We start from the raw sequence: 22850 nt of genomic DNA, 5'->3' as shown, positions 1-22850 counted from the left end.
GGGCGACGGGCCCTAGAAGGGCGTGAGCGTCAGCCGGAGGCCGGTGGGCGCGGTGTCCTGTATGTACGAGGCGAAGTCCGCCACGTCGTCGAAGGCGAAACCGTAGGCGCGGCCGTCCCGGGCGGCCGCGTGCATGGCCTTGGCGTAGTGGTTGGTCAGGCCGGTCCCGTAGAAGGCCGCCGGGTCGGTCGTCGGCTGCGCGGCGGAGGCGAGCAGGGTGGACCGGTTGAACCCGGCGCCCAGGATCGCCGCCACCGGACCGGTCGTCCCGTCGTTGGGCGCGGCGAGGGCGCCGTCGCAGAACAGGACGTCACGGGTGGACGGCTTGCCGAAGGAGACCTCCGCGGGGCCGGTGAAGGAGAAGCGCCCGCCGCGGACGCGGCCCGTGAACGTGCCCGCGTCGGTGGTCACCTTCAGGTCGCGGCCGGTGTACGTGCTCCACACCTCGTCGATGTACGGAGCGAGGTAGTCCTTGGGGAACAGCCCGGCGTCCAGCCCGTGGCCGGGCGCGATGATGCGCGTGTCGTCCACCACGAGCCGCTCGAACTCCGGGACCCGGCGCACGGCGTCGAACGCCGCGGCCCGGCCGCCGTCGCGCAGCGTGCCCGTCGTCTGGTCCCGGGCACCGGTCAGCCGGATGCTCAGCGGCACGCTGAACATGTCGACCATGGTCGTGTTGCAGAACATGCCCGACGCGTTGTGGGTGAACTCCGCGCAGTCGTGCAGCACGGGGTAGTTGGGGTCCGAGGACACCCAGCCGGCCGGGTACTGCAGGGCCGGGTTGCCCGCTCCGTCCGTGACGACCTTGAACTTGAGCCTGGCGCCCAGCGACACGTAGATGCGGCCCGACATGTAGGGCAGGGACAGCCGGGTCTCGCCGCTGCCGGCCAGGCCGATCGCGTAGTCGGTGAAGCCGTCGGGGCCGTTGTCGGCCAGGGCGACGGGGGCCAGGGTGCCGTCGGGTGTGAGCCGCACCTGACGGCCGTCGGCGTTGCCCACGACGTAGACGTGGACGTCGGCGTTGCCGAACGAGCCGCTGTCGTTGACCAGGGTGAGGGGGAGAGCGCCCGCGGCCCGGGGGGAGCGCGGGGCGTTGTCCGCGAGGGCGTGGGGGGCCAGCGCGGCGGCGGCGGGGACGGCGACGGCGGCACCGCCCAGTCCGGCGAGGAGCTTGCGGCGGCTGAGGGGACGCTGGTGACGAGGAGTCATGTGGGGGGCCTCCTGTGGTACGGGTCGGCATGAGAGCGCTCTCATGCCCGTTCTCGGCACCGGATGCTACGGACGCGCCGCCGGGCGGCCAACCCGTCCCCTGGGGAAATCCCGTGAAAGCAGGCAGCACTTGGGGCTGATGAGGCTCCCTTGAGCCGCTCTTAAGGGCCACTTGAGCTTCGTCGTAATGCGGTGGACGCCCCGGATGCGAGTGCGTAACGTGGCCCGCACCACGCCCCGAGACCAGCGGAAGGAGGGCAGAGCCGTGCTGTTCACATCGACCCCGCGCTCCCTCCCCGTGGTCCCGGCGTGCAGTGACTGATCCCCGGGAGCGCTCCACGCAGCATCGTCCCGGAGGACATCCATGACCGACCTGGTCATCCGCGCGCTCGACGCGAGCGACGCCGCACTCTTCGACTCCCTGCCCGACCCGCTGGGCGCCCGGGAGGGCCACCGGCGCACCCGGCACCGCCCCGACTGGAAGCGGGTGGCCCTGCGCGACGGCCGGGTCGTCGCCCGCGGCGCCTGGTGGGGCGGCCCCGACGACACGCACCCCCTCAACGTCAACTGGTTCGACGTGGCCGAGGGCGAGGAGGACGCGGGCGCGGCCCTGCTGCGCTCGGCGCCCTGGCAGGTCGAACTGGAGGTGAACCTGCCCGCCGGCTGGCGCGAGGATCCCGCCCTGCGCGCCGCGGCCCGGACCCGTGCCACCGCCGCCCGCCGGGCCGGCTACGAGCTGCTGGTCGAACGCCTGCTGTACCGCTGGACGCCCGCCGACGGCCTGCCCGAGCGGCCCGGGCGCCTCACCTTCCGGGCCGAACCGGACGACGCCGTCTTCTTCGACGCGCTGCGCCGCATCCACTCCGCCACTCTCGACGCCCACGCGCTGAAGGCGATCGAACAGGGCGGACTCGACCGGGCGGCGCAGGAGGAGCTCGACTTCTTCCACTGGTGCCCGTCACCGCGCGAGTGGTGGCAGGTGGCCCACACCGCCGAGGGCGAGCCGGCCGGCATCCACATCCCGGCGCACAACCCGTCCGGCCCGTGCGTCGGCTTCATCGGCGTCCTGCCCGAACAGCGGGGGCACGGCTACGCCTACGACCTCCTCGCCGAGTGCACGCACTTCCTCGTCGAGCGCGGTGCGCAGTTCGTCGCGGCCGCCACCGACCGGGGCAACGCCCCGATGGCAGCCCACTTCGCCAAGGCCGGCTATCCGATCGTGAAGGAGCGGCTCAACTTCGATCCGCCGCGCACTGCCTGACGGACCTGCCGGGCAAGGAACGGGAGTGCGCCCGGGCCGTGTTCACCCGGGCGCACTCCCCGCTCACGGCGGGATCCTCAGCCGGCGGCAGCCGGGAGCGAGTCGCCGTCGAGCAACTCCTGTGCCTCCGAGAGGATTTCGGTGACGCGCAGGCCGAACGCCGCGTCGCACGGGTCGGGACGGCCGGTCCGCGCCGCGGCGCGCAGGGCGTCCGCGGCGCGCCGCAGGGCGGGCACCGCGCCGTCGGAGCTCTCCGGCAGCAGCGCCACGCCCGCCTCGCCGCGCAGTTCCACGGCGGCACCGGCCGCGGCGGGCGGCGCCGTCAGACTGAGCGTGAGGGTGCTGGAGGCGCCACCGGTGTGGTCGAGGACGACGTGCGCCGTGTCCCCGGGCCCGTACGCCGCCGCCGTCACGCGCCGCACGTCGCCCAGTACCGGAAGCAGCACCGACAGGGCGTGGGGGCCCACGTCCCACAGCGCGCCCTTCTCCCGCCGCCACGGCGTCGCGAAGGGGCTCTCACCGGTGAAGACCGCCCCGAGCCACTGCGCGCGGCCCGTGAACCAGCCCGGCACCGCCGCCTGCTCCTCGATCCACGCCCGCGGCTCCGGCTGGAAGCGGGTCGTGAAGAACACGACCGAGGCCACGCCGGCCGCCCGCGCCGCCTCGACCACGGCCCGCCCCTGCTCCACCGTCGGCGCGAGGGGCTTGTCCAGCAGCAGATGGCACCCGGCCCGCGCCGCCCGCACCGCCAGGGCGGCCTGCACCTCGGGGGGCAGTGCCACGGCGACCGCGTCCACGTCGGCGAACAGCTCGTCCGCGTCGTCGTAGGCCCGCACACCGTGCCGCTGCGCCAGTTCCTTCGCCGCCTCCGGGCAACGGCCCCACACGCCGGCGAAGTCCAGCCCGTCGTGCCCGCTCAGAGCGGGTGCGTGGGCCATCTGCGCCCATGGTCCGGTGCCGAGCAGTCCTATGCGCATGCCGCCGCCTTTCCCAGTGCCTGGAAGGAGAGCCTGACACACGCGGACGGGCGGCCGAGGGGAGGGGCGGGCAACGGAAAAGGCGAGGAGTCCTCTCCTCGCCACTCTCAAGGTATAGCGCACGGGGGGCCTTGCGGCAAGGCCCCCGGCTTCCCGCACAATGTCCGGCCTGAGCCGATGACCTGCGGAAACGGGAGCATGACGTGACCCCTGCGACCACGAGCGCCTTCGATCTCCCCGACCGCCTCGCACACAAGGCCCGACCGGAACTGATCGCCGACGACGAGCGCCACTTCACCGCCCTCGCCCAGTGCCTGGAGCAGTCGATCGCCGAGCTGACCGAGCGTCTGGAGGCCGAGCGCAGGGCGCCCGGCGGCAAGGGCCGCCAGGCCATGGACCGGGACGCCGAGATCCACCGGCTGACCGTCCGGCTGCGCGCCCTGCGGCGCTTCGGCCTCGACCTGTGCCTCGGGCGCATGGTCGCCGACGACGGCTCGGGAACCGTGTACGTCGGGCGGCTCGGCCTCACGGACAGCGAGGGGCGCCGGTTGCTGGTCGACTGGCGTTCCCCCGCCGCCGAACCGTTCTTCGGCGCCACCCACGCCCACCCCATGGGCCTGGCCGCCCGCCGCCGCTATCGCTGGACCCGGGGCCGCATCGGCGACTACTGGGACGAGGTGTTCTCCCCGGACGCCCTCGGCGGCCACGCCGCGCTCGACGACCAGTCCGCCTTCATCGCCGGCCTGGGCGCCGACCGCTCACCCCGGATGCGGGACGTGCTCGGCACGATCCAGGCCGACCAGGACGCCGTCATCCGCGCCGGTTCGCGCGGCGCCCTCGTCGTCGACGGCGGCCCCGGCACCGGCAAGACCGTCGTGGCCCTGCACCGCGCCGCCTACCTGCTCCACTCCGACCCGCGACTGGCCCGGCACCGCCGGGGCGGCGTCCTGTTCGTCGGCCCGCACCGGCCCTACCTGGCGTACGTCTCCGACGTCCTGCCCAGCCTCGGCGAGGAGGGCGTGCAGACCTGCATCCTGCGCGACCTGGTCGACGAGGGGGCCACGGCGGGGGAGGAGAGCGACCCGGAGGCGGCCCGGCTGAAGGCCTCAGCGGAGATGGTGCGGGCCGTCGAGACAGCCGTCCGCTTCTACGAGGAGCCGCCCACCGGCGCCCTGACGGTGACCACACCGTGGACCGACGTCCACGTGGGCGCCGACGACTGGGCCGCCGCGTTCGACGCGGCGGAACCCGGCACGCCGCACAACGAGGCACGGGAGCAGGTCTGGCAGGAACTGCTCACGATCCTGGCCGGCCGCCACGGCGGCGACGTCGCGGCCGAGGTGCTGCGCACGCACCTGGCGAGGGACCGCGAGCTGGCCGGGGCCTTCGCCCGGGCCTGGCCCGTCCTGGAGGCGACGGACGTGGTCGGCGACCTGTGGTCGGTCCCCGCCTACCTGCGGCTGTGCGCACCTTGGCTCGGCCGGGACGAGGTGCGCACGCTGCAACGGCAGGACCCACGGGCCTGGACCGTGTCCGACCTGCCGCTCCTCGACGCGGCACGCCGGCGGCTCGGCGACCCGCACGCGTCCCGGCGCGAGCGGCGCAGGGAGGCGGCCCTGGCAGCACAGCGGGAGCGCATGGCCGACGTCGTGGACGACCTGCTGCACGCGCACACCTACGACGACGGCGAGGGGGTGCTGGTGATGCTGCACGGGCAGGACATGCGCGACTCCCTCGTCGACGACAGCGCCCTGCCCACCGCCGACCCGGACCGGCTCGCCGGGCCGTTCGCGCACATCGTCGTCGACGAGGCGCAGGAACTGACCGACGCCGAATGGCAGATGCTGCTGCACCGCTGCCCCTCCCGCAGCTTCACCGTCGTCGGGGACCGCGCCCAGGCCCGGCAGGGCTTCGCCGAGTCGTGGCGGGAGAGGCTGCGGCGGGTCGGCCTGGACCGGATCGAGACGGCGACGCTGAGCATCAACTACCGCACGCCCGAGGAGATCATGGCGGAGGCGGAGCCGGTCATCCGCGCGGTGCTGCCGGACGCCAACGTGCCGGTGTCCGTCCGCCGCGGCGGGGTCCCCGTCCGGCACGGGTCCACCGCGGAGCTGCAACCGATCCTCGGCACCTGGCTGGAGGCCCACCCCGAGGGGACCGTCTGCGTCATCGGCGACCCGGCGTTCCGGCCGGCGTCCTCCCGAGTGCGGTCGCTGACCCCGCAGCTGTCCAAGGGGCTGGAGTTCGACCTCGTGGTGCTGGTCGACCCGGAGCGGCAGGGCGCGGGCACCGGGGGAGCGGTCGACCGCTATGTCGCCATGACCAGGGCGACGCAGCAGCTCGTCGTCCTCACCGGCTCCTGACCCGTCAGGCGCTGCCGGGGGTCCGGTGACCGGGCCCACGGCAGCGCGGCTCAGCCCTCGGATCCGCTGATGTCGACCATCCACGGGACGCCGAAGCGGTCCGTGCACATGCCGAACACGTCGCCCCACATCTGCTTCTCCAAGGGGACCGCCACCGAGCCGCCTTCGGACAGCTTCTCCCAGTAGCCGCGCAGCTCGGCCTCGTCGTCGCCGCTCAGGCTCACCGAGAAGGGGCTGCCCTGTGCGGATTCCATGCCGGGCGGGTTGTCGGCGCCCATCAGGGTGAAGCCGCTCGGGGTCTGCAGCATGCCGTGCATGATCTTGTCGGCGTTCGGGGCGTCCGCCTGGCCGAAGGCGCCGTAGCTGTTGAGGTCCAGCGTGCCGCCGAAGACCTCCTGGTAGAACTCCATCGCCTGCCGGGCCTCGCCGTTGAAGGTGAGGTACGGGTTGAGACGCGTCACCATGAGAAACCTCCCGAAAGGGGATGAAAGACCCTTTTCGGGCAGCGTACGGCACCGACCGCCGTACGGCGGCTCAGCTCTCCTCGGCCGCCCCGCTGTTCCAGTCGTACGGGCCGCCGCCCCGCCACTCGATCAGCTCGGTGTCGTCCACGGCCGTGTCGGTGGTGGGCAGGCCCTCGCGGTGCACCAGGTCGAGCACGTCGAACAGGCTGTAGGCGACGCCCTTGCTCTCGCCGCGGATGGTCACCAGCCGTCCGCCGTCCGTCGCGGGCGGCTGTACGACCACAGGGGGTTGACCGTCCATAGCCCCACCATGCCCCCGGGACGGCCGGTTCGCAGCTCGATGGCACCCGGAAGCGGTAGCAGTCCGCCGGCGGCCCCGCCGGCCTCACACCCGGCGCCGCGGGAACGGGCGGAGCCGGACGCCGCCCGATGTCTGCCGGGACCCTTCGCCCTCGCACACGGCAACCGGAGGGCGGGCTACGGCCTTGACCGAAATGACCCGCCCTCCTTCGGTCATCCTGGGCCACGGATCGGAGGACGAGTCCCCGCGGCGCTGCGGCCGCCGCGCGGGCGCCCGGTGTTCGTCGTGGTCCGCGGCCTGTCGACGGTGGTCCCGGACGACGGCCGGCTCAGCCGGCCCCCTGCGCATCCGATCAGTTCTCGTCATATCCGCCCCAGGTGCGAAAAACGTGTGAATGGATGTGTGCGGTTCGGGCATACGCGTCGGAAAGAGAGAGGGGCGCTTACGTGCTGGTACCGGACCGGAAGATCGTCAGGGAGCTGCTGACGCGGTACGCGTCGCTGAGGATCGCTCAGGCGGAGAGGCACGTGCCGACGGCGGCACGCGAACTGGACGACGTCAGCTACACGCTGTGCGTGATGATGGGGACGTCCGACATCAGCGATGCCATCGCGAAGGCGGATGTCCTGCTGCTCACCGAGGGCAGGCCCGACGCGGCGGACGCGGACGGGGACAACGGCCTGAAGCTGGTGGGCTGACAGCGGCGAGGGACGACGGCACCGGATGTCCCGCCCCGGCGGCCCTAGGAAGGGACCGCCGGGGCGGTGGTCTTCCCGTGGAACGCCGTGCGGTACGCGTACGGTGTGGTCCCCGCCACCTTGCGGAACCGCTCCCGGAACGCCGTGGGCGAGCCGAACCCGGCCTGGCGCGCGATCCTCTCCACGGAGTGGTCGGTGTTCTCCAGCAGGTACTGCGCCCGCCGCACCCGCGCCCGCAACAGCCATTGCAGGGGAGTGGTGCCCGTCTGCTCGCGGAAGCGGCGGCTGAAGGTGCGCTCGCTCATCCCCGCCCGCGCCGCCAGTGTGGCCAGTGTCACCTCGTGCGCCAGGTGGTCCTCGATCCACTCCAGCACCGGCTCCAGCGCCGACCCGCGGGGCACCGGCGGATGCGCGTGCACGATGAACTGGGCCTGCCCGCCCTCCCGTTCCAGCGGCATGACCGACATCCGGGCGATGTTCGCCGCGACCGCCGACCCCCAGTCCCGGCGGACCATGTGCAGGCACAGGTCCAGCGCGGCGGCCGCCCCGGCCGAGGTGAGGATCTGCCCGTTGTCGACGTACAGCACGTCCGGCTCCACCTCGACCGCGGGGAACCGGCGGGCCAGTTCGGCCGCGGCCACCCAGTGCGTCGTGGCGCGCAGCCCGTCGAGCAGGCCGGCCTCCGCCAGCACGAAGGCCCCGACGCACACCGAGGCGATGCGCGTACCGGCCGCCGCCGCCTCCCGCAGCGCCGCCAGCACCCGGGCGGACGGCGGGTCGGCCTGCGGTGAGCAGCCCGGCACGATGATGGTGTCGGCCTCCGCCAGCGCCTCGAGACCCTGCTCGACGCGCAGGGTGTAACCGCCGTCGGCGCGCACCTCCGGTGTCTCCGCGCACAGCCGCACCCGGTAGGCGGGCCGCCCGTCCGGCAGGTGGGTCCAGGCGAACGTCTGCTGCGGAGCCGCCATGTCGAACGGCACCACTCGGTCGAGAACCAGGATCGCCACGGAGTGCATGACGGCCACCCTAGGCGGATTCCCGCCACCCGTGCACGACCAGGCCGGGCGGCGTCCGCAGCCGGTCACCTGGCGAAGCTCCAGGTCGGTGGTGTTGGCGGGAATCCGTGGGAAGCTGTCGTTCCGGCCCCTGGGCGATCACGGCCGCGCTGCCTAGCGTGGACCCGGCACCGTTGATCGCACCCATGGAAAGAGTCCCGGTGACCAAGATCCTGCTGTCTCTCCACGTCCTGGCCGCCATCGTCGCCATCGGTCCCGTGACCGTCGCGGCCAGCATGTTCCCGCCGGCCGCCCGCCGCGCCGTGCCGGTCGCCGGCGGCCCCGCCACGGCCGCGGTCGGTACCGTCGCGCTGCTGCACCGCATCTGCCGCGTGTACGCCGCCGTCGGCCTGACCGTCCCGGTGCTCGGCCTCGCCACCGGTGCCGCCATGGGCGTCCTGGGCAGCGGATGGCTCGTCACCTCCATCGCGCTGACGGCCGCGGCCGCGGGCGTCCTGCTCGCCTTCGTCCTGCCGCGCCAGGAGGAACTCCTCGGCAGACTCCGGGGCGAGCAGGCCGTCGAGCACGGCGACACCGTGCAGCTCGCCATGTTCACGGGGATCTTCAACCTGCTCTGGGCGACGGTCACCGTCCTGATGATCGTCCGGCCGGGATCCACCACCGGAGCCTGATGTTCCGTCGCGGGCCCGGGCGTTCGCCCGTCACGGATGTCCGGTCTGCGTCAAGTCATCCCCCGGAATTCACACTCCGGGACTCCCCGCCGCCTACACTCGCAGTCTCGGCCCCGTACGGAGCCGACGAGCAGAAAGGCACGTTGACGGGTGTTCCAGGATTCCCCCATCTACGACCGACTCATCGCGGAGCGCGGCGACGTCCCCGGACAGGTGCGCCGTGAGGCCGAACGTGTGAGCAGGGAACTGGAGCTGGTCATGCGGCCCTCGCAGTCCCTCGGCTACGACCGGCCCCACTCCCCGGGCATGGGCTGGCAGCGCGCGGGCATGCTGCCGGGCCCGCGCCCCCAGTGATCCCCCGGCCCGGCGTCAACGGACCGTCGTGGACGAGCCGTTGAACTGCGACGGCACGACGGGGAGCGGGCGCGCCAGCCACTCGGCGATGCTGCGGGCGATCGGCTGGTTCGTCTCCACCTCGACGAACCCGAACTGACCCGACTGGTTGCACTCCAGGAACCACCAGTCGCCGTCCGCGTCCTCGGCGAAGTCGAAGGCCCCGTACGCCAGTCGGGCCTCACGCATGTACGCCTCGACGCCCGGCCCGATGAACGCCGGCACCTCCACGGGACGCCACGGCGAGCCCGGCGCCGCGAACCGCACGTCGACCTCGTCCGGATCGGCGTCCCGCGCCGTCTCCATGCGGGCGGCCAGCATCCGCTCGCCGACCACGGTCAGCCGGATGTCGGCCCGCTTGCCGATCCGCCGCTGCAGCAGCGTCGGCCCGAACGCGACGGCGGCGAAGTCCGTGTCCGGTGCGACCCGGCTGGTCGGCACCGCCCGGGGCGGATCCTGCGGATGCGCGCCCGACACCGGCTTCACCACCAGATCCGGATAGCGCTCGGCGAACTCCCGGGCGGCGCGCGGGAACGTCGTGATCAGCGTCGCCGGAACCGGCAGGCCGCACTGCTGGGCCAGCCGCAGCTGCCAGGGCTTGTGCCGGGCCCGGCGGGCCGCGTCCGGATCGTTCATCCAGCGCGCGTTCGTACCCCGCAGCATGCCGTAGAGAGCCTGGGAGGCCTCCTCGGTCAGCCAGGCGGACGGGTGGTCGGCGTTCCCGGCCGGAGTGCCGGGACGGCGCACCCAGACCGACCGCAGCCCGGCCAGACTCACCAGCCGCCCCCCGGCGGACAGATGGCCGCGGAACCGGCCGTGGACGTACTCACCCGACAGGGCCACGCCGCGGGTCAGGTCGGCGGGGTCGATCCGGACCACCGGGACCCCCGTCGCGTTCAGGTGGACGACCACCATGTCCGCGGTGACGTCCTCCTCACAGGTGAGGATCAGTACGGTCATCTTCGCGGCCCGTGATCAGTCGTCGAAGTGCGTCTTGGAACCGGCGGTGGACGTCGTGGTGCCGAACTCCCGCAGCAGGGCGAAGTCGCAGGCGGCGACCCGGCCGTCACGGAGCACGTTCAACTGCTGTCCGGCGTCGTACACGTACGGAATGGCAGCGTCCAACTCCACTGCCGGGCGCGCGTAGTTGAGCGCGAACGGTTGCATCGTCTCTCCCTCGTCGGTGCTGCGCCGACCGGTCGGCGCAGCAGGGGCGTGAACGCCCGCTCCGCCGACGGGAATCGGCTTCCAGAGACTTATACGAATCGAACGGGTGGTTGGTTTCCTTACTTTCCGTAGTCATCGGGCCGGAAGCCGGTCCGGCCGGTGATCCGTACTGCGCTCCCGTTCGCCGAGGGAGCCGCGGACAGTGCGCAGAGCAAGGAGCAGAACACCGATGTCGTCCAGGTACACCGGATCGGGCACCAGGTCGACGGGCAGCACGAAATACAGCAGCGCACCCCAGAAGACCCAGCGCGGACCCGCGGGCAGCCCCGCGCGCCGCAGATCGCGCCGGGTCCGCACCAGTCGCACGAGAACGCCGACGGCGACGGCCAGGACGACGGCCGCGAGCACAGCGGCCAGAATGATCACCAGTGTGGTCGTCTCCACGGGTCGCCCTCCTCAAGGCATGCCGCGACACGGGGTGTCCCTTCCTGGATTCCCGTTTCCGGCGCCTGTATTGCGCCCGAGCCCGACATGTCGGCCCCTCGGCGGGCCTCCCCGCGCGCGGGGTCATCCCGGTGGCCCACCCGAGTGGCACCGCGTGACACGGGCGCCTAGTAATGGTCCACGTAACGTCGCTCGTCACACGACGGGGGGCGCAGGAGCGGCCGCACTCTTCCCACGGAGGCGAGTATGACCACCTGCTCTTCATCACCCCGGCCGAACGAACCTGCCATACCCAGCGAGCCGAACGGGCCCGCCCAGCCGTCCGCCGAGACCACTGCCGCCACCGGCGCGTACCGGGTTCCGCAGACGAGCGTGCAGCAGCCCGCGCCCGGCCCGTACGGGGCGTACGGACCGCCGCCGGCCGGCTACCCGGCCCCGCCGCCCGTGCCCCCGGGTTTCCACCCGGCCGCGCCCGCGCAGCCGGCGGCCGACGCGCACGCCCAGCCGGGTGCCGCCGCCCCGCCGGGCGTGGACCGGACCGACCTGCCCGACCCGCCACCGGCGCCCCCTGCGCCCCCCGCGCCCCCCGGCCAGGACTGGTTCGACCCGGCGGAGGCACCTCCTTCCCCAGCCGACGGGACGGTCCGGGCCGACCCGGAGCATCGGCCCGCGGCCGTGCCGGACCGGCCGTCCGCCGAGCCCGACGCCGCCGCGCACGAGGCGGCGCAGCAGCCGGCACCCGGCGCCGAGGAGGCCGGCGAACCGCGCCCCCGGCCGTTCGTCATCCGCTCCCTCGACGACAACCCGGTCGAACTCCGGCCCGGCACGGGCCCGGTGGGCGGTGCCCCCTACGGGGACGCGGTCAGCGACCTCGTGCACGCCGCCGTCGCCGACCGGCCGCTGGAGGAGGTCGTCGACCTCATCACCTCGCTGGAGGAGTCGCCCGACCACACGCAGGCCAAGGTCGACGCGCTGCGCACGGCCGGGGTGACCCGGCCCGTGGAGGACGTCTCCCGGCTCATCGCGCTGCTGACGAAGCCGCCGCGCGACGCGGACTGCGCGGACGAGGCCATCCGGGCCGCCGCCGCCCACCGCCCGGTGGAGGAGGTCACCCGGCTGGTCACCCTGCTGCACAAGGAGCCGCAGGAGTCCCACGTCCGCGAGGAGGCCCTGCGCGCGGCCGCCACCGGCCGGTCCGTCGGCGAACTGGTCGAACTTATCGACCGGTTGGGCCTCGAACGCCTGGACCGCGAGGGCCGCAGGCCCGCCGAGCCGTCCCGCACGGGCGGCGAACCGGCTCCCGCCAGGCCCGCGAGGGCGAGCCGCCGCGCGGCGCGCGCCCAGGCGGCCGCCGCGGCGCCCCGGATGCCCGAGGCTCCGCGCGAGGAGCGTGCGGCGGACCGGCTCGGCCGGTACGTGTCCTGGTCGGGCTGGCTCGCCGCCCTGGCCCTGGCCGCCTGCGCCGTGGTCCACTTCCCGCTCGACCGCGGGGACGCGTCGCTGCGGATGCACGCGTTCGCGCTCGGCCTGTCGGTGCTGTGCACGGTGCTCGCGCTGCTGCTGGCCCTGCGCCCGGTGGCGCTGGTGCTGGCCGGGGCGGTGCTCGTGCCCACGGTGCTGGCCGGGGCCCAGGCGTACGGGAGTTCCTTCCCCTCCGCGTCGCTGTCCCGGGCCGTGGACCTGGCCCTCGCCCCGCCGTGGCTCGCCGCCGCGGTCGCCGTCTGCGCGGCGCTGCTGTCCCTCGTCGCCCTGGTCTTCCGCGTGCTGGCGCCCATCGCGGCCCGGCAGTGGACGGCCGCGCCGGCCGAGGCGGGCGCCCCCGCGGAGTAGGCCCTACGCCGTCCGGACGGGACCGGATCCGCTCACCGCGGACCCGGTCCCGCCCGCGTCCGGCGTACGGTGGCCGAGCAGGCCGGCCAGCACCCGGTCCGGTGTGAGGGGGAGTTCGCGGAGGCGGACGCCGGTGGCGTGGTGCACCGCGTTGCCGATCGCCGCCGCCGTGCCCACGATGCCGATCTCGCCGATCCCCTTGCTGCCCATGGGGTTGAGGAAGGAGTCCTCCTCGTCGAGCCAGTGCGCCTCGACCGAGGCCACGTCGGCGTGCGCGGGCACGTGGTACGACGCCAGGTCCGACTCGGTGAAGTCGCCGAACTCCGCGTCCATCGTGCTGCCCTCGGTCAGCGCCATGCCCAGCCCCATCGTCATGCCGCCGACGAACTGGGAGCGAGCGGTCCGGGCGTTGAGGATGCGCCCGGCGGCGTACACCCCGAGCAGCCGGCGGGTCCGGACCTCTCCGGTGACGGTGTCGACGGCGACCTCCGCGAAGTGCGCCCCGAAGGCGTGCCGCGCCCGGTCGGGCTCGGCGTCCGCCGTGCCCTGGGTGTCCGCCCGGACGTCGAGGCCCTGCTCGGGCAGCGGCCCGGTGTGCTCCGCCAGCCGCCCGGCCAGGGCGGTGCAGGCCTCGTGGACGGCCCAGCCCCAGGAGGCGGTGCCGGACGACCCGCCGGCCAGCGGGGCCGACGGCAGGTCCGTGGAGCCGATGTCGACGCGCACCCGTTCCAGCGGCACCCCGAGCGCGTCGGCGGCCACCTGGGCGAGCACGGTACGGGCGCCCGTGCCGATGTCGGTGGCGTTGATCCGCACCTCGAAGGTCCCGCCGGGCAGGGCGCGGGCCGCCGCGGTGGAGGGTGCCGCCATGACCGGGTAGGTCGCCGCGGCCACGCCCGTCCCCAGCAGCAGCGGGCCCTCCCGCCGGACGCCCGGGCGGGGGTCGCGCCCGGCCCAGCCGAAGCGCCGGGCGCCCTCGCGCAGGCACTCCACCAGGTGCCGGCTGCTGAACGGCATGCCGCTGTCGGGCTCGACGTCGGGCTCGTTGCGCACGCGCAGCTCGATCGGGTCCATGCCGAGGGCATCGGCGAGTTCGTCCACGGCGGACTCCAGCGCGTACATGCCCGGTGCCTCGCCCGGTGCCCGCATCCACGACGGGGACGGCACGTCCAGGGCCACGACCCGGTGCGCGGTGCGCAGGTGGGCGGAGGCGTACATCACCCGCGCGGGGACCGCCGCCTGCTCGACGAACTCCTTGACGCGGGAGGTGTGGGTCGTCACCTCGTGGCTGAGGGACGCCAGGCGGCCGTCCGTGCCGGCGCCGAGCCGCAGCCGGTGCAGCGTGGGGGCGCGGTGGCCGACGACGGCCGGCAGGTACCGGCGCGGCAGGGCCAGCGTCACGGGCCGTCCCGTGTGCCGGGCGGCCATCGCGGCCAGCACCACGTCCGGCCGCGGTGTGCCCTTGGAGCCGAAACCGCCGCCGACGTGCTCGGCGGTGACGGTGATCCGCTCCTCCGGCAGGTCGAACAGCGTGGCGAGCGCGGCGCGCACGGCGTTGGTGCCCTGGCTGGAGGTGTGCACGAGGAGCCGGCCGTCCTCCCAGTGGGCGGTGCTGGCGTGCGGCTCCATCGGGTGGTTGTGCAGGGGCGGCACCCGGTAGGCGACGTCCACCGTGACGGGTGCCGAGGCGAACCTGCCGGGGTCGCCCTGCTCGCGCACGGCGGGGTTGCCGGCGTTGGCGTTCTCCGGCACGTACGCGCCGGGGTGCGTCTCGCTGAGCACCACGTCGTGCGCCTCGGCGGCGTAGTCGACGCGGACGGCGGCGGCTCCGGCCCGGGCCGCCTCCAGGGTCTCGGCGACCACCAGGGCCACGAACCAGCCGCGGTGGGGGACGTGCGGGCTCTGCAGCACGGCGAGGGTGGCGTCGTCGGGCTCCGCGATCCGCGGCGCGTTCTCGTGGCTGAGGACGGCGAGCACTCCCGGCACGGCCAGGGCGGCGTCCGTGCCGACGCCCGTCACCCGGCCGCGCGCGACGGCCGCCGGCACCGGCCAGGCGTGGGCCCGGCCGGGAAGCGGGAACTCGGCGGCGTAGCGGGCGGTGCCGCCGACCTTCGCGTACCCCTCCAGGCGTGCGGCGGGGGCGCCCAGGCTGCCGGTCATGAGGTCCTCCTCGCGAGCGCCGCGTCCGCCACCCGGGACAGCACGTCCACGGCGAGGTTCCGGGCCAGCGGCACCTTGTAGGCGTTGTCGCGCAGCGGCTGCGCGGCGGACAGTTCCAGGTCGGCGGCGTGCTCGAACGCGGCGGCGGTCGGGGCGGCCCCCACGAGCGCCTCCTCCGCCCGCCGGGCCCGCCAGGGCCGGTGCGCCAGCGCCCCGAAGGCGAGGCCGGCCTGCGCGACCACTCCGTCCTCCACCCGCAGCACCGCCGCGACGGACGCGAGGGCGAAGGCGTAGGAGGCCCGGTCGCGGGCCTTGCGGTAGGCCGAGGCGAGCCCGGCGGTGGCGGCGGGCAGCACCACGCCGGTGATCAGCTCACCGGGGAGGATCTCGGTGTCCTGCTCGGGCCGGTCCCCGGGCAGCCGGTGGAATTCCGCGGCCGGGAGGCTGCGGGCGCCCTCGGGCCCGTGCAGCTCGACCCGCCCGTCGAGGGCGGCGAGGGCCACCGCCAGGTCCGACGGGTGGGTGGCGATGCAGTGCTGCGAGTGCCCGAGCACGGCGTGGTCCCGGTGGACGCCGTCCCGCGCGCCGCAGCCGGTGCCGGGCTCGCGCTTGTTGCACGGCTTGGACAGGTCCTGGAAGTACGGGCAGCGGGTGCGCTGGAGGAGGTTGCCACCGGTGGTCGCCGCATTGCGCAGCTGGCCGGAGGCGCCCGCGAGCACCGCCTGGGACAGTGCCGGGTACCGGTCGCGCACCAGCGGGTGGGCCGCGAGGTCGCTGTTGCGGACGGTGGCCCCGATCCGCAGCGCACCGTCCGGCAGCTCCTCCACCGTGTCCAGGGGCAGCCGGGTGACGTCGACGAGCGCGGCGGGCGTCTCGACGCCGAGCTTCATCAGGTCGACGAGGTTGGTCCCGCCGCCCAGGTAGCGTGCGCCGCTGTGGGAGGCGTACGCGGCGGTCGCCTCCTCGACGCTCCCGGCGCGGACGTAGGCGAACTCCTTCACGGGATCACGTCCTCGACGGCCTCGGCGATCCGCGGGTAGGCGCCGCACCGGCACAGGTTGCCGCTCAGCCGCTCCCGGATCTCCTCCCGGTCCAGCGCCACCGGCTCGCCCGAGGGCACCGCCGGGTCGGTGACGTGCGAGGGATGGCCGGCGGCCGCCTCGGTGAGCATCCCGGCCGCGGAGCAGAGCTGCCCCGGGGTGCAGTAGCCGCACTGGAAGGCGTCGCGTTCCACGAAGGCCCGCTGCAAGGGGTGCGGTTCCTCACCGTCGGCGCCGAGCCCTTCGACGGTGGTGACCTCGCATCCGTCGAGGGCCACCGCGAACAGCAGGCAGCTGTTGACGCGCCGCCCGTCGACCAGGACGGTGCAGGCGCCGCACTGGCCGTGGTCGCAGCCCTTCTTCGCCCCGGTGAGGCCGAGGTCCTCGCGCAGGAGGTCGAGCAGGACCCGCCGGTGGTCGACGGTGAGCGTGTGGGGTTTGCCGTTGACGCGGAGCGTGGTCGGGGAGTGGTGTCGCTGATTGCCCATGTCGTGGAGGACCTTCCCGGGGCGGGGCGTACTGCCGTACGCACCACGTATCCAGGAGGGCCCGGCTGACACCCGTGCCCGGGAAGAGACCTCAGGACCGGGACGTCGCCCGCTCCGGTCGCGCACCCTCGTCGTCCTGGGGCGCGGCGGCCGGACGACGGGGCTTGAAGCGCTCCAGGGTCCGGGTGAGCTGCTGCAACGGGGAGGCGACCGGTGCCTGCGACGGCTCCCGGCGCGGGGCGGGGACCTCGCCGGCCTCCTGGTAGGCCGCCAGCGCCTCGTGGGCGCGCTCGGCCGCCTCGCGGTACAGGTCGCGTGAGGTGGTCATGGCCTCCAGGGCCTCGGCGTACATGGCCACCAGGCCGCGCTGACGCTCCAGCTCCTCGTGGACCGTCAGCAGGTGCCAGTCCTCCCGCAGGGCGGTGAGGGCCGGCAAGGCGTCGTCCGGGAGGGGCGCCGGCAGGGCGGCGAACCGCCTCACCGCGTGGACCAGGTCGACCGGCTCCGAGCCGTCGAGGTACACGGCCCGCACGGAGAAGTCCTCCGCCGCGTAGCCCTCCGGGGCGGGGCCGGAGGGCAGCACCACGGCGCCGCCGCGCGGCACCTGCACCCCGAGGTCGCGCAGGGCCCAGTTCAGGCCGCGGTGCTGCTGCGGGGCGGCGCGGTGCTCCACCACGCGGTGGCGCAGCCCCGGCGGCAGCCACCTGGCCAGCGGGACCCGGCCGTGCTCGCCGGTGGTCATCGCCTCGTGCACGACCACGTGGATGTGCCAGCCGCCGCGCACCGCGTTCCGCAGCAGCCGGCGGGTCTCCTTGTCGTCCTCCGGCAGCGGGTTGATCCCGCCCGTCGACAGGCGGACGGCGGCGTCCCGGTCCCAGGCGGTCTCCGGCTCCTGCGGCCAGAACAGGCCGGTCGGGGAGGGCCACGCGTGGTCCCACGGCTGCTCCGCCTCGGCGATCAGCATCCACTCCTGCCCCGGCCCGTCGTCCGGGCCGGTGCGCACGCTCATCCGGGCGCGCACGGTCACGTCGGCTCCGGCCCGCCAGCGGGCCTGGAACACCTTCTCGCCCGGTGCCGCCGGGTCGTCGGGCAGTTCGAGGAAGTCGTCGATCGCCCCGCTGTCCTTGCGCTGCTGCAACGATCGGCGGAGCACGTCCGGCGCGTCGCCCTGCGGGTGCCGGCCGCGTGCCGGCCACACCGTGGCGGGGGTCGGGAAACGGGCGGGGGAGGAGGTCGGCATGAGTCCATCTGGGAACGGGGGCACGTGCGGCTGCCAGTATCGTCGCCGCGGACCGGCGGGTGCCACCCGGGGTCGCACCGGGCCGGGCGCCCTGTTGACGTACGTGTCTACGAGTCCTCACCCTCCCGGTCGGGCTGCGGCGTGCCTCCCGGGACGACGCCGGTCACGCCGGACTCCTCGGCGGTGTCCTCACCGCCCGGTCGCGGCGCGGCGCGACCGCCCGCCTGGCCGCCGCCGGTGGTGCCGTAGCCGCCGGGCACGCCGGGGACGCTGTCCGCGTCGGCTTCCTCGCGGCTGATGTGACGGGTGGCGCGCACACCCGCGCGCCGCTCCGGGTGGGGGTAGCTGAAGGGGCGTGCGGCGGCGCGCTCCTCCTCCGCCTGCTCCACCTCACGGGTCCGGTCGTTGCGTTCTGGAGTGTTTTCCTTGTTTTCCTCGGTCATGCCGGACCGCGTACCCATGCCGAGTCGTGCCATGTGGGTCCGCGGCGGCGCGATGCGAGGCGGGCCGTGCGCCCGGGCCGGAGCCCGGGCGCACCGCAGCGATGTCCCGCGCGCGGGGTGTGCGCGGCGCGCACACACCGGACGGTCTCACCCATGGCCGTGCGCCCCGCCGGTCCCCAGAATGGTCCGCACGGGCAGGGCCCGCCCACCATCCGCACCGGGGCGTGCCCTGCCCGCCGGGCCGGACGGCCGGACCCGCCCACAGGAGGCGCAAGGGGGCAAGGTGATCGGGTTCGTCACGAGGGAGGACGTCCTCACCGAACTGGTCGGCCCGGCCCCGGCTCCGGCCTGATCGGGACGGCGGCACGAAGCGGCGGGGTCCCGGGCCGGCACGGGGTGGACGGCGGCGTCAGCTCCAGCCGAAGCGGCGGTCCACGACCGCCGTGAACTCCTCGACGGTCAGGACCGCGTCGCCGTTCTGGTCCGCCGTGTCGAACAGCGCGGACGAGGCCTCGGCGTCCTGCACGCCCCACAGCGGCAGCACGCCCGAGGCCGCGAGGGAGGGTCCCTTCCTGCGCAGCGCGACGATCACCTCCTCGCGGGTGAGCATCCCGTCCTGGTCGAGATCCAGCGCCTCGAACAGGGCGCGGCCCTTCTCGCTCATCCTCGTCCCCGTCGTGTCTCCGGCAGGCGGTCGGTCCGTCCTGCTCTGACGGGAGGACGTCCGGCGCGCGGCCGGGGTTGCGCCGACCCCGGGGAAGCCCGCGCCCGGTCCGTCCCCCCCCCGCAGCCGGTGCGGGCCGGGACAGCGCCCCTCCGGCACCCGCGGAATGCGAAGGTGTCAGGAAACGCAGCGGCGTCACCGGAAGGACCCCAGACCATGGCCGTCGTCCACCAGACCGAGCTCAAGCCGACCAAACTGGAGCTGCTGACCGGGTGGCTGCCCTCCCGCCCCTGGTACCGGGGCGGACCGGGCACCCCGCACCTGTCCCGGGCCGGCGGGTTCCGGCTGGACGACCCCCGGGGCGAGGTCGGTATCGAGTTCCTGGTGGTCACCGACACCTCCGGCGCCGGACCGGTCACCTACCTCGTGCCCCTCACCTACCGCGGCGCTCCCCTCGACGGCGCCGGGCACGCGCTCGTCGGCACCATGGAGCACGGCGTGCTCGGACCGCGCTGGGCCTACGACGGCTGCCACGACCCGGTGCTGCTCGACCGGTTGCCGGCCCTGATCGAGGGCCGGGCGCAGGCCCAGGACCAGGACGCCAGCGACACCCCCGACCACGAGGTCGGTGTCTCCTTCACGGGCGAAGGCCCCCTGCCCACCGACCTCACCGCCACCGACGACCGGGACGGCACCCTCCTCGCCTCGCCCCGGGGCACGGTGCTGCGCCTGCACCGCGTCCTGCGGCCGGAGGACGGCTCCCCGCTCGCGGAGCGGCAGGCGGCGGGCCGTGTCACCGCCGTGTGGCGCACCGTCGAGGGCGACCGGGTCCGGGGCCCGATCGTCACCCTGTGAGGCACGCCTAGTAACTGTCGTGACCCGGCTCGCCGCTCGGCCGGTAGACACCGACGACGGTGCCGCTCTTCGTCGTCGAGACGCGGACCGGTTCCAGGGCGGTGGGAACCGCTCCGCCGGCGAACAGGCGCTTCCCGCTGCCGATGATCACCGGATGGATGGTCAGCCGGTACTCGTCGACCAGGCCGTGCTGCATGAGCGTCTGGGCGAGGTCGCCGCTGCCGACGACGTTGATGTCACCTCCCTCCGAGGTCTTCAGCTCGCGCACGGCGTCGGTGACCTCGCCCTGGAGCAGCGTGGAGTTCTCCCATCCCACGGAGGTCAGGGTCCGCGACGCCACGTACTTGCGCATCCCGTTCATCCGCCCGGTGAACGGGTCGGCGGGGTCGGCGGCCGGCCAGTACGCCGCGAAGATGTCGTACGTCCTGCGGCCGAGCAGCAGCGCGTCCGACCGCTCGTACCAGCCGACGACGGCCGCGCCGACCTCCTCGTCGGACACCGGCTTCTGCCAGCCGCCGTGCTCGAAGCCGCTCCCGGTGTCCTCGTCCGGACCACCGGGTGCCTGCATGACGCCGTCCAGCGACAGGAACGTGCAGATGACTACCTTGCGCATGATGCGTTCTCCCTTCGTGTCGAGGGAAGGACCGCGCGGACGGAGGGAACTCATCGGCTGACTACGATGGATCCCCGGCATCCGCCGACACGGGGCCGGTCCGCCGGGCCGGCCCGCTCCAGGGCAGGAGGGGCGCAGCACGATGACGGGTCCCGGGGACACGGCCGTACTCGACGATCCCGTCACCGCGTCGCTCCACGGTCACCACGCGCATCTCGCTCGGCGGCTGGGCGGTGCCGTCACCTATGTGCCGGACGTCGCGACGTTCTCCGCGGTGTCGGCCGGGACGGGTGCCGCCGCGTGGGACGACCTCGCCGCACTGCTGGGCGGGGGCGCGTTCGCCGACATGTTCGGCTGTCCCGTCCTGCCGCCGCCCGACTGGCCCCCGGTCTTCGTCCTCGAAGGCCGCCAGATGATCTGGACGGGGGCCGACGACCCGGGACCCCTCGGCGCGCCCGACCCCGGCGTCGTCGAACTGGGCGCGGGGCACGTGCCCGACATGCTCGCCCTCGTCGAGCGGACCCGGCCGGGGCCCTTCCGGGCCCGCACCCGCGAACTCGGCACTTATCTGGGCCTCCGCGACGACGGAACCCTGGTGGCGATGGCGGGGGAGCGGCTGCGGCCCCCCGGCTGGACGGAGATCAGCGCCGTGTGCACGGCACCCGAGGCGCGGGGACGCGGCTGCGCGGCCCGTCTGATCCGGGCGCTCGTCACCCGGATCCTGGCCCGCGGCGAACGTCCCTTCCTGCACGTGGCCGAGGCCAACACCGCTGCGATCGCCCTCTACGAACGGCTCGGGTTCACCACCCGCAGACCGGTGACGTTCCGCGGGTTCCGTACCCCCTGAGGCGCCGCGGGCCGGCTCCCGCGCCGCCCCGCCACCCCGTCACTCCGCCCGGGCGGCGGCCGGCTGCCGACGGCAGTGCAGGAACAGATGCGGCTCCGGCTGCGCGTCCGGGTGCTCGGGAGTGAACAGGATCTCCTCGCTGTCCAGCACCTCCAGGCCGGCCTCCTGCGCCAGCGCGGTGAAGTCCTGCGCGCCGAAACTGCTCACCCGCACGGGGTGCCCCATGAACACGCCCTCGACGTCCTCCAGGTCGATCGGCACGGTGGCCAGGACCAGATGACCCGACGGGGTCAGCGCCCGCACCAGCCGCTCCACCACGTCGGCCTGCTCCGCGCGGGACATCTGGAGCAGCGAGAAGTACACGCAGACCGCGTCGAACGCACCGTCGGGGAGTGGTACGTCACGGATGTCGGCGCACCGGAAGGACGCGGCGGGCACCTGACGGGCCGCCAGCTCGACCATGACGGGGGAGACGTCGACGCCGAGCACCTCGTGTCCGGCCGACGCCAGCGTCCGCGCGGTCGGCACCCCCGTCCCGCTGCCCACGTCCAGCACACGGCTGCCCGGCGCGAGCCGCTCCAGGAGCCATTCCAGGGAGCGCCGGTGCGCCGGCGACCCGGCGAACGCCGCCTCGTAGGCGCTGCCCAGCGCGTCGAACACGGCGCCGGGCCGGGGGCGTTCCTGCTGATCGGTCACGACGGTCCCTCCGGGTGGGGCGATACGGTGCCGGGCATCGTTCCACCGGAGCGCAGCCGCGGACAAGAGCGCCTCCCCGCGGCCACCGGGCGGCACGTCGCCCTGCCGGCCACCCCGTCGCCGCTCGCTGCCGCAGCGGCGCGGCCGGCCCGCTCCCGGTGCCCACCCGCGCTTTGTTCAGGTCGTGAAACGTGGGTTAACCTGCGGCGTATTTCCACATCACACACACGTACGTGACCGTGGGGCGGAGCACGACAGCCGAGCCGTCGGTCCGGCACAGGGTGGTTCCGAGTCCTCGGCTGTGAGGGCTCCCGGGGAGCGGAACGAGGGTGCGCATGACCAGCGACAGCACGGGGGTCGTCGACGCTGTGCCGGGCGACCAGGAGCTGCGGCGCCTGCTGGCCGGCCTGACGGCCGTACGGGACGGTGACTTCGGCACCCGCCTGCCGGACGACGCGGACGGCCTCATGGGCGACATCGCCAAGGTCTTCAACGGCATGGTGGACCAGCTGTCCGTCTTCACGTCCGAGGTGACCCGTGTCGCCCGTGAGGTCGGCACCGAGGGGACGCTCGGCGGCCAGGCCGAGGTGCCGGGCGTCTCGGGTACCTGGGCCGACCTGACCGACTCGGTCAACGCCATGGCGGGCAACCTCACCACCCAGGTCCGGGACATCGCCCAGGTGGCCACCGCGGTCGCCAAGGGCGACCTGTCCCAGAAGATCGACGTGCCCGCGCGCGGCGAGATCCTGCAGCTGAAGGAGACCGTCAACACGATGGTCGACCAGCTGTCGGCGTTCGCGGACGAGGTCACGCGCGTGGCCCGCGAGGTCGGCAGCGAGGGACGCCTCGGCGGCCAGGCGCAAGTGCCGGGCGTGGCGGGCGTCTGGCGGGACCTCACCGACTCCGTGAACCACATGGCGGGCAACCTCACCAGCCAGGTCCGCTCCATCGCACAGGTCACCACGGCGGTGGCCGAGGGCGACCTGTCCCAGAAGATCACCGTGGACGCGCGC

Annotated in this window: 25 protein-coding genes; 9 read left to right on the top strand and 16 right to left on the bottom strand. The window is 74.3% G+C overall.

The window, feature by feature from the left end:
• Positions 1-12: 12 nt before the first annotated feature.
• Positions 13-1209: a glycoside hydrolase family 64 protein gene (locus tag ACH4C6_RS06875; RefSeq protein WP_398107453.1), complete on the bottom strand. Its 1197-nt coding sequence runs from the start codon at positions 1207-1209 to the stop codon at positions 13-15.
• Positions 1210-1573: 364 nt separating this feature from the next.
• Between ACH4C6_RS06875 and ACH4C6_RS06870 the strand changes: the two genes are divergently transcribed.
• Positions 1574-2470 (top strand): GNAT family N-acetyltransferase, encoded by an 897-nt coding sequence (locus ACH4C6_RS06870; protein ID WP_398107452.1) that lies wholly within the window; start codon positions 1574-1576, stop codon positions 2468-2470.
• 77 nt (positions 2471-2547) lie between these two features.
• On the opposite strand, the gene ACH4C6_RS06865 is transcribed toward ACH4C6_RS06870, so the two are convergent.
• The gene (locus ACH4C6_RS06865; RefSeq protein ID WP_398107451.1) at positions 2548-3447 is read right to left on the bottom strand and encodes a Gfo/Idh/MocA family protein; all 900 of its coding nucleotides are present in this window, start codon (positions 3445-3447) and stop codon (positions 2548-2550) included.
• Positions 3448-3650: 203 nt separating this feature from the next.
• Between ACH4C6_RS06865 and helR the strand changes: the two genes are divergently transcribed.
• Entirely contained in the window at positions 3651-5810 is a 2160-nt protein-coding gene (gene helR / locus ACH4C6_RS06860) for an RNA polymerase recycling motor ATPase HelR (protein ID WP_398107450.1), read from the top strand.
• A gap of 50 nt (positions 5811-5860) precedes the next feature.
• On the opposite strand, the gene ACH4C6_RS06855 is transcribed toward helR, so the two are convergent.
• Positions 5861-6274: a VOC family protein gene (locus ACH4C6_RS06855; RefSeq protein WP_398107449.1), complete on the bottom strand. Its 414-nt coding sequence runs from the start codon at positions 6272-6274 to the stop codon at positions 5861-5863.
• 70 nt (positions 6275-6344) lie between these two features.
• A complete protein-coding gene (locus tag ACH4C6_RS06850) occupies positions 6345-6575 on the bottom strand; it encodes a hypothetical protein (RefSeq protein WP_333933201.1) in 231 nt (76 codons plus the stop codon).
• A 446-nt stretch (positions 6576-7021) separates the two neighbouring features.
• Here ACH4C6_RS06850 and ACH4C6_RS06845 point away from each other — a divergent pair, with 446 nt between their 5' ends.
• On the top strand, positions 7022-7273 hold the full coding sequence (locus ACH4C6_RS06845; protein ID WP_398107448.1) for a DUF5133 domain-containing protein: 252 nt from the start codon (positions 7022-7024) through the stop codon (positions 7271-7273).
• A gap of 44 nt (positions 7274-7317) precedes the next feature.
• Here ACH4C6_RS06845 and ACH4C6_RS06840 read toward each other — a convergent pair whose 3' ends face one another.
• Positions 7318-8289, bottom strand: a complete 972-nt coding sequence (locus ACH4C6_RS06840; RefSeq protein ID WP_398107447.1) for a GlxA family transcriptional regulator — start codon at positions 8287-8289, stop codon at positions 7318-7320.
• Between the two features lie 200 nt (positions 8290-8489).
• Between ACH4C6_RS06840 and ACH4C6_RS06835 the strand changes: the two genes are divergently transcribed.
• Together ACH4C6_RS06835 and ACH4C6_RS06830 are read left to right on the top strand one after the other, a co-directional pair.
• Positions 8490-8960, top strand: a complete 471-nt coding sequence (locus ACH4C6_RS06835) for a hypothetical protein (protein ID WP_398107446.1) — start codon at positions 8490-8492, stop codon at positions 8958-8960.
• Positions 8961-9110: 150 nt separating this feature from the next.
• Positions 9111-9314: a hypothetical protein gene (locus ACH4C6_RS06830; protein ID WP_398107445.1), complete on the top strand. Its 204-nt coding sequence runs from the start codon at positions 9111-9113 to the stop codon at positions 9312-9314.
• Between the two features lie 15 nt (positions 9315-9329).
• Here ACH4C6_RS06830 and tgmB read toward each other — a convergent pair whose 3' ends face one another.
• The 3 genes from tgmB to ACH4C6_RS06815 all read right to left on the bottom strand — a co-directional run bounded on the left by tgmB (position 9330) and on the right by ACH4C6_RS06815 (position 10964).
• Positions 9330-10313, bottom strand: a complete 984-nt coding sequence (tgmB, locus tag ACH4C6_RS06825; protein ID WP_398107444.1) for an ATP-grasp ribosomal peptide maturase — start codon at positions 10311-10313, stop codon at positions 9330-9332.
• Between the two features lie 15 nt (positions 10314-10328).
• On the bottom strand, positions 10329-10520 hold the full coding sequence (gene tgmA, locus ACH4C6_RS06820) for a putative ATP-grasp-modified RiPP (RefSeq protein WP_333933193.1): 192 nt from the start codon (positions 10518-10520) through the stop codon (positions 10329-10331).
• A 132-nt stretch (positions 10521-10652) separates the two neighbouring features.
• A complete protein-coding gene (locus tag ACH4C6_RS06815) occupies positions 10653-10964 on the bottom strand; it encodes a YkvA family protein (RefSeq protein WP_398107443.1) in 312 nt (103 codons plus the stop codon).
• 246 nt (positions 10965-11210) lie between these two features.
• Between ACH4C6_RS06815 and ACH4C6_RS06810 the strand changes: the two genes are divergently transcribed.
• Positions 11211-12794, top strand: a complete 1584-nt coding sequence (locus ACH4C6_RS06810) for a hypothetical protein (RefSeq protein ID WP_398107442.1) — start codon at positions 11211-11213, stop codon at positions 12792-12794.
• Between the two features lie 3 nt (positions 12795-12797).
• Here the strand turns inward: ACH4C6_RS06810 and ACH4C6_RS06805 are convergent, their stop codons facing one another.
• The 6 genes from ACH4C6_RS06805 to ACH4C6_RS06780 form a co-directional block, all read right to left on the bottom strand.
• Positions 12798-14951, bottom strand: a complete 2154-nt coding sequence (locus ACH4C6_RS06805) for a xanthine dehydrogenase family protein molybdopterin-binding subunit (protein WP_398107441.1) — start codon at positions 14949-14951, stop codon at positions 12798-12800.
• Positions 14948-15952 (bottom strand): FAD binding domain-containing protein, encoded by a 1005-nt coding sequence (locus ACH4C6_RS06800; protein ID WP_398107440.1) that lies wholly within the window; start codon positions 15950-15952, stop codon positions 14948-14950. The genes ACH4C6_RS06805 and ACH4C6_RS06800 overlap by 4 nt, the downstream gene beginning before the upstream one ends.
• The gene (locus tag ACH4C6_RS06795; RefSeq protein ID WP_398107439.1) at positions 15949-16479 is read right to left on the bottom strand and encodes a (2Fe-2S)-binding protein; all 531 of its coding nucleotides are present in this window, start codon (positions 16477-16479) and stop codon (positions 15949-15951) included. The genes ACH4C6_RS06800 and ACH4C6_RS06795 overlap by 4 nt, the downstream gene beginning before the upstream one ends.
• Before the next feature lie 91 nt (positions 16480-16570).
• Positions 16571-17719: a hypothetical protein gene (locus ACH4C6_RS06790; RefSeq protein WP_398107438.1), complete on the bottom strand. Its 1149-nt coding sequence runs from the start codon at positions 17717-17719 to the stop codon at positions 16571-16573.
• A 107-nt stretch (positions 17720-17826) separates the two neighbouring features.
• Entirely contained in the window at positions 17827-18162 is a 336-nt protein-coding gene (locus ACH4C6_RS06785; protein WP_398107437.1) for a hypothetical protein, read from the bottom strand.
• 409 nt (positions 18163-18571) lie between these two features.
• On the bottom strand, positions 18572-18826 hold the full coding sequence (locus ACH4C6_RS06780) for an EF-hand domain-containing protein (RefSeq protein WP_398107436.1): 255 nt from the start codon (positions 18824-18826) through the stop codon (positions 18572-18574).
• 216 nt (positions 18827-19042) lie between these two features.
• On the opposite strand from ACH4C6_RS06780, the gene ACH4C6_RS06775 reads away from it, so the two are divergent.
• Positions 19043-19681, top strand: coding sequence for a 1,4-alpha-glucan branching protein (locus ACH4C6_RS06775; RefSeq protein ID WP_398107435.1), 639 nt, complete (start codon positions 19043-19045; stop codon positions 19679-19681).
• A 7-nt stretch (positions 19682-19688) separates the two neighbouring features.
• On the opposite strand, the gene ACH4C6_RS06770 is transcribed toward ACH4C6_RS06775, so the two are convergent.
• Positions 19689-20294 (bottom strand): dihydrofolate reductase family protein, encoded by a 606-nt coding sequence (locus ACH4C6_RS06770; RefSeq protein WP_398107434.1) that lies wholly within the window; start codon positions 20292-20294, stop codon positions 19689-19691.
• 142 nt (positions 20295-20436) lie between these two features.
• Here ACH4C6_RS06770 and ACH4C6_RS06765 point away from each other — a divergent pair, with 142 nt between their 5' ends.
• Entirely contained in the window at positions 20437-21141 is a 705-nt protein-coding gene (locus tag ACH4C6_RS06765; protein ID WP_398107433.1) for a GNAT family N-acetyltransferase, read from the top strand.
• 39 nt (positions 21142-21180) lie between these two features.
• Here the strand turns inward: ACH4C6_RS06765 and ACH4C6_RS06760 are convergent, their stop codons facing one another.
• The gene (locus tag ACH4C6_RS06760) at positions 21181-21837 is read right to left on the bottom strand and encodes a class I SAM-dependent methyltransferase (RefSeq protein ID WP_398107432.1); all 657 of its coding nucleotides are present in this window, start codon (positions 21835-21837) and stop codon (positions 21181-21183) included.
• Between the two features lie 335 nt (positions 21838-22172).
• On the opposite strand from ACH4C6_RS06760, the gene ACH4C6_RS06755 reads away from it, so the two are divergent.
• The coding region (locus ACH4C6_RS06755) for a HAMP domain-containing protein (protein WP_398107431.1) at positions 22173-22850 on the top strand (678 nt) is incomplete at its 3' end.

This window comes from Streptomyces sp. NPDC017943 (assembly GCF_044328425.1).
Lineage (GTDB): Bacteria > Actinomycetota > Actinomycetes > Streptomycetales > Streptomycetaceae > Streptomyces > Streptomyces djakartensis_A.
Note: the sequence above shows the minus strand (reverse complement) of the source record. Positions and strands in the feature narration are given on the sequence as shown.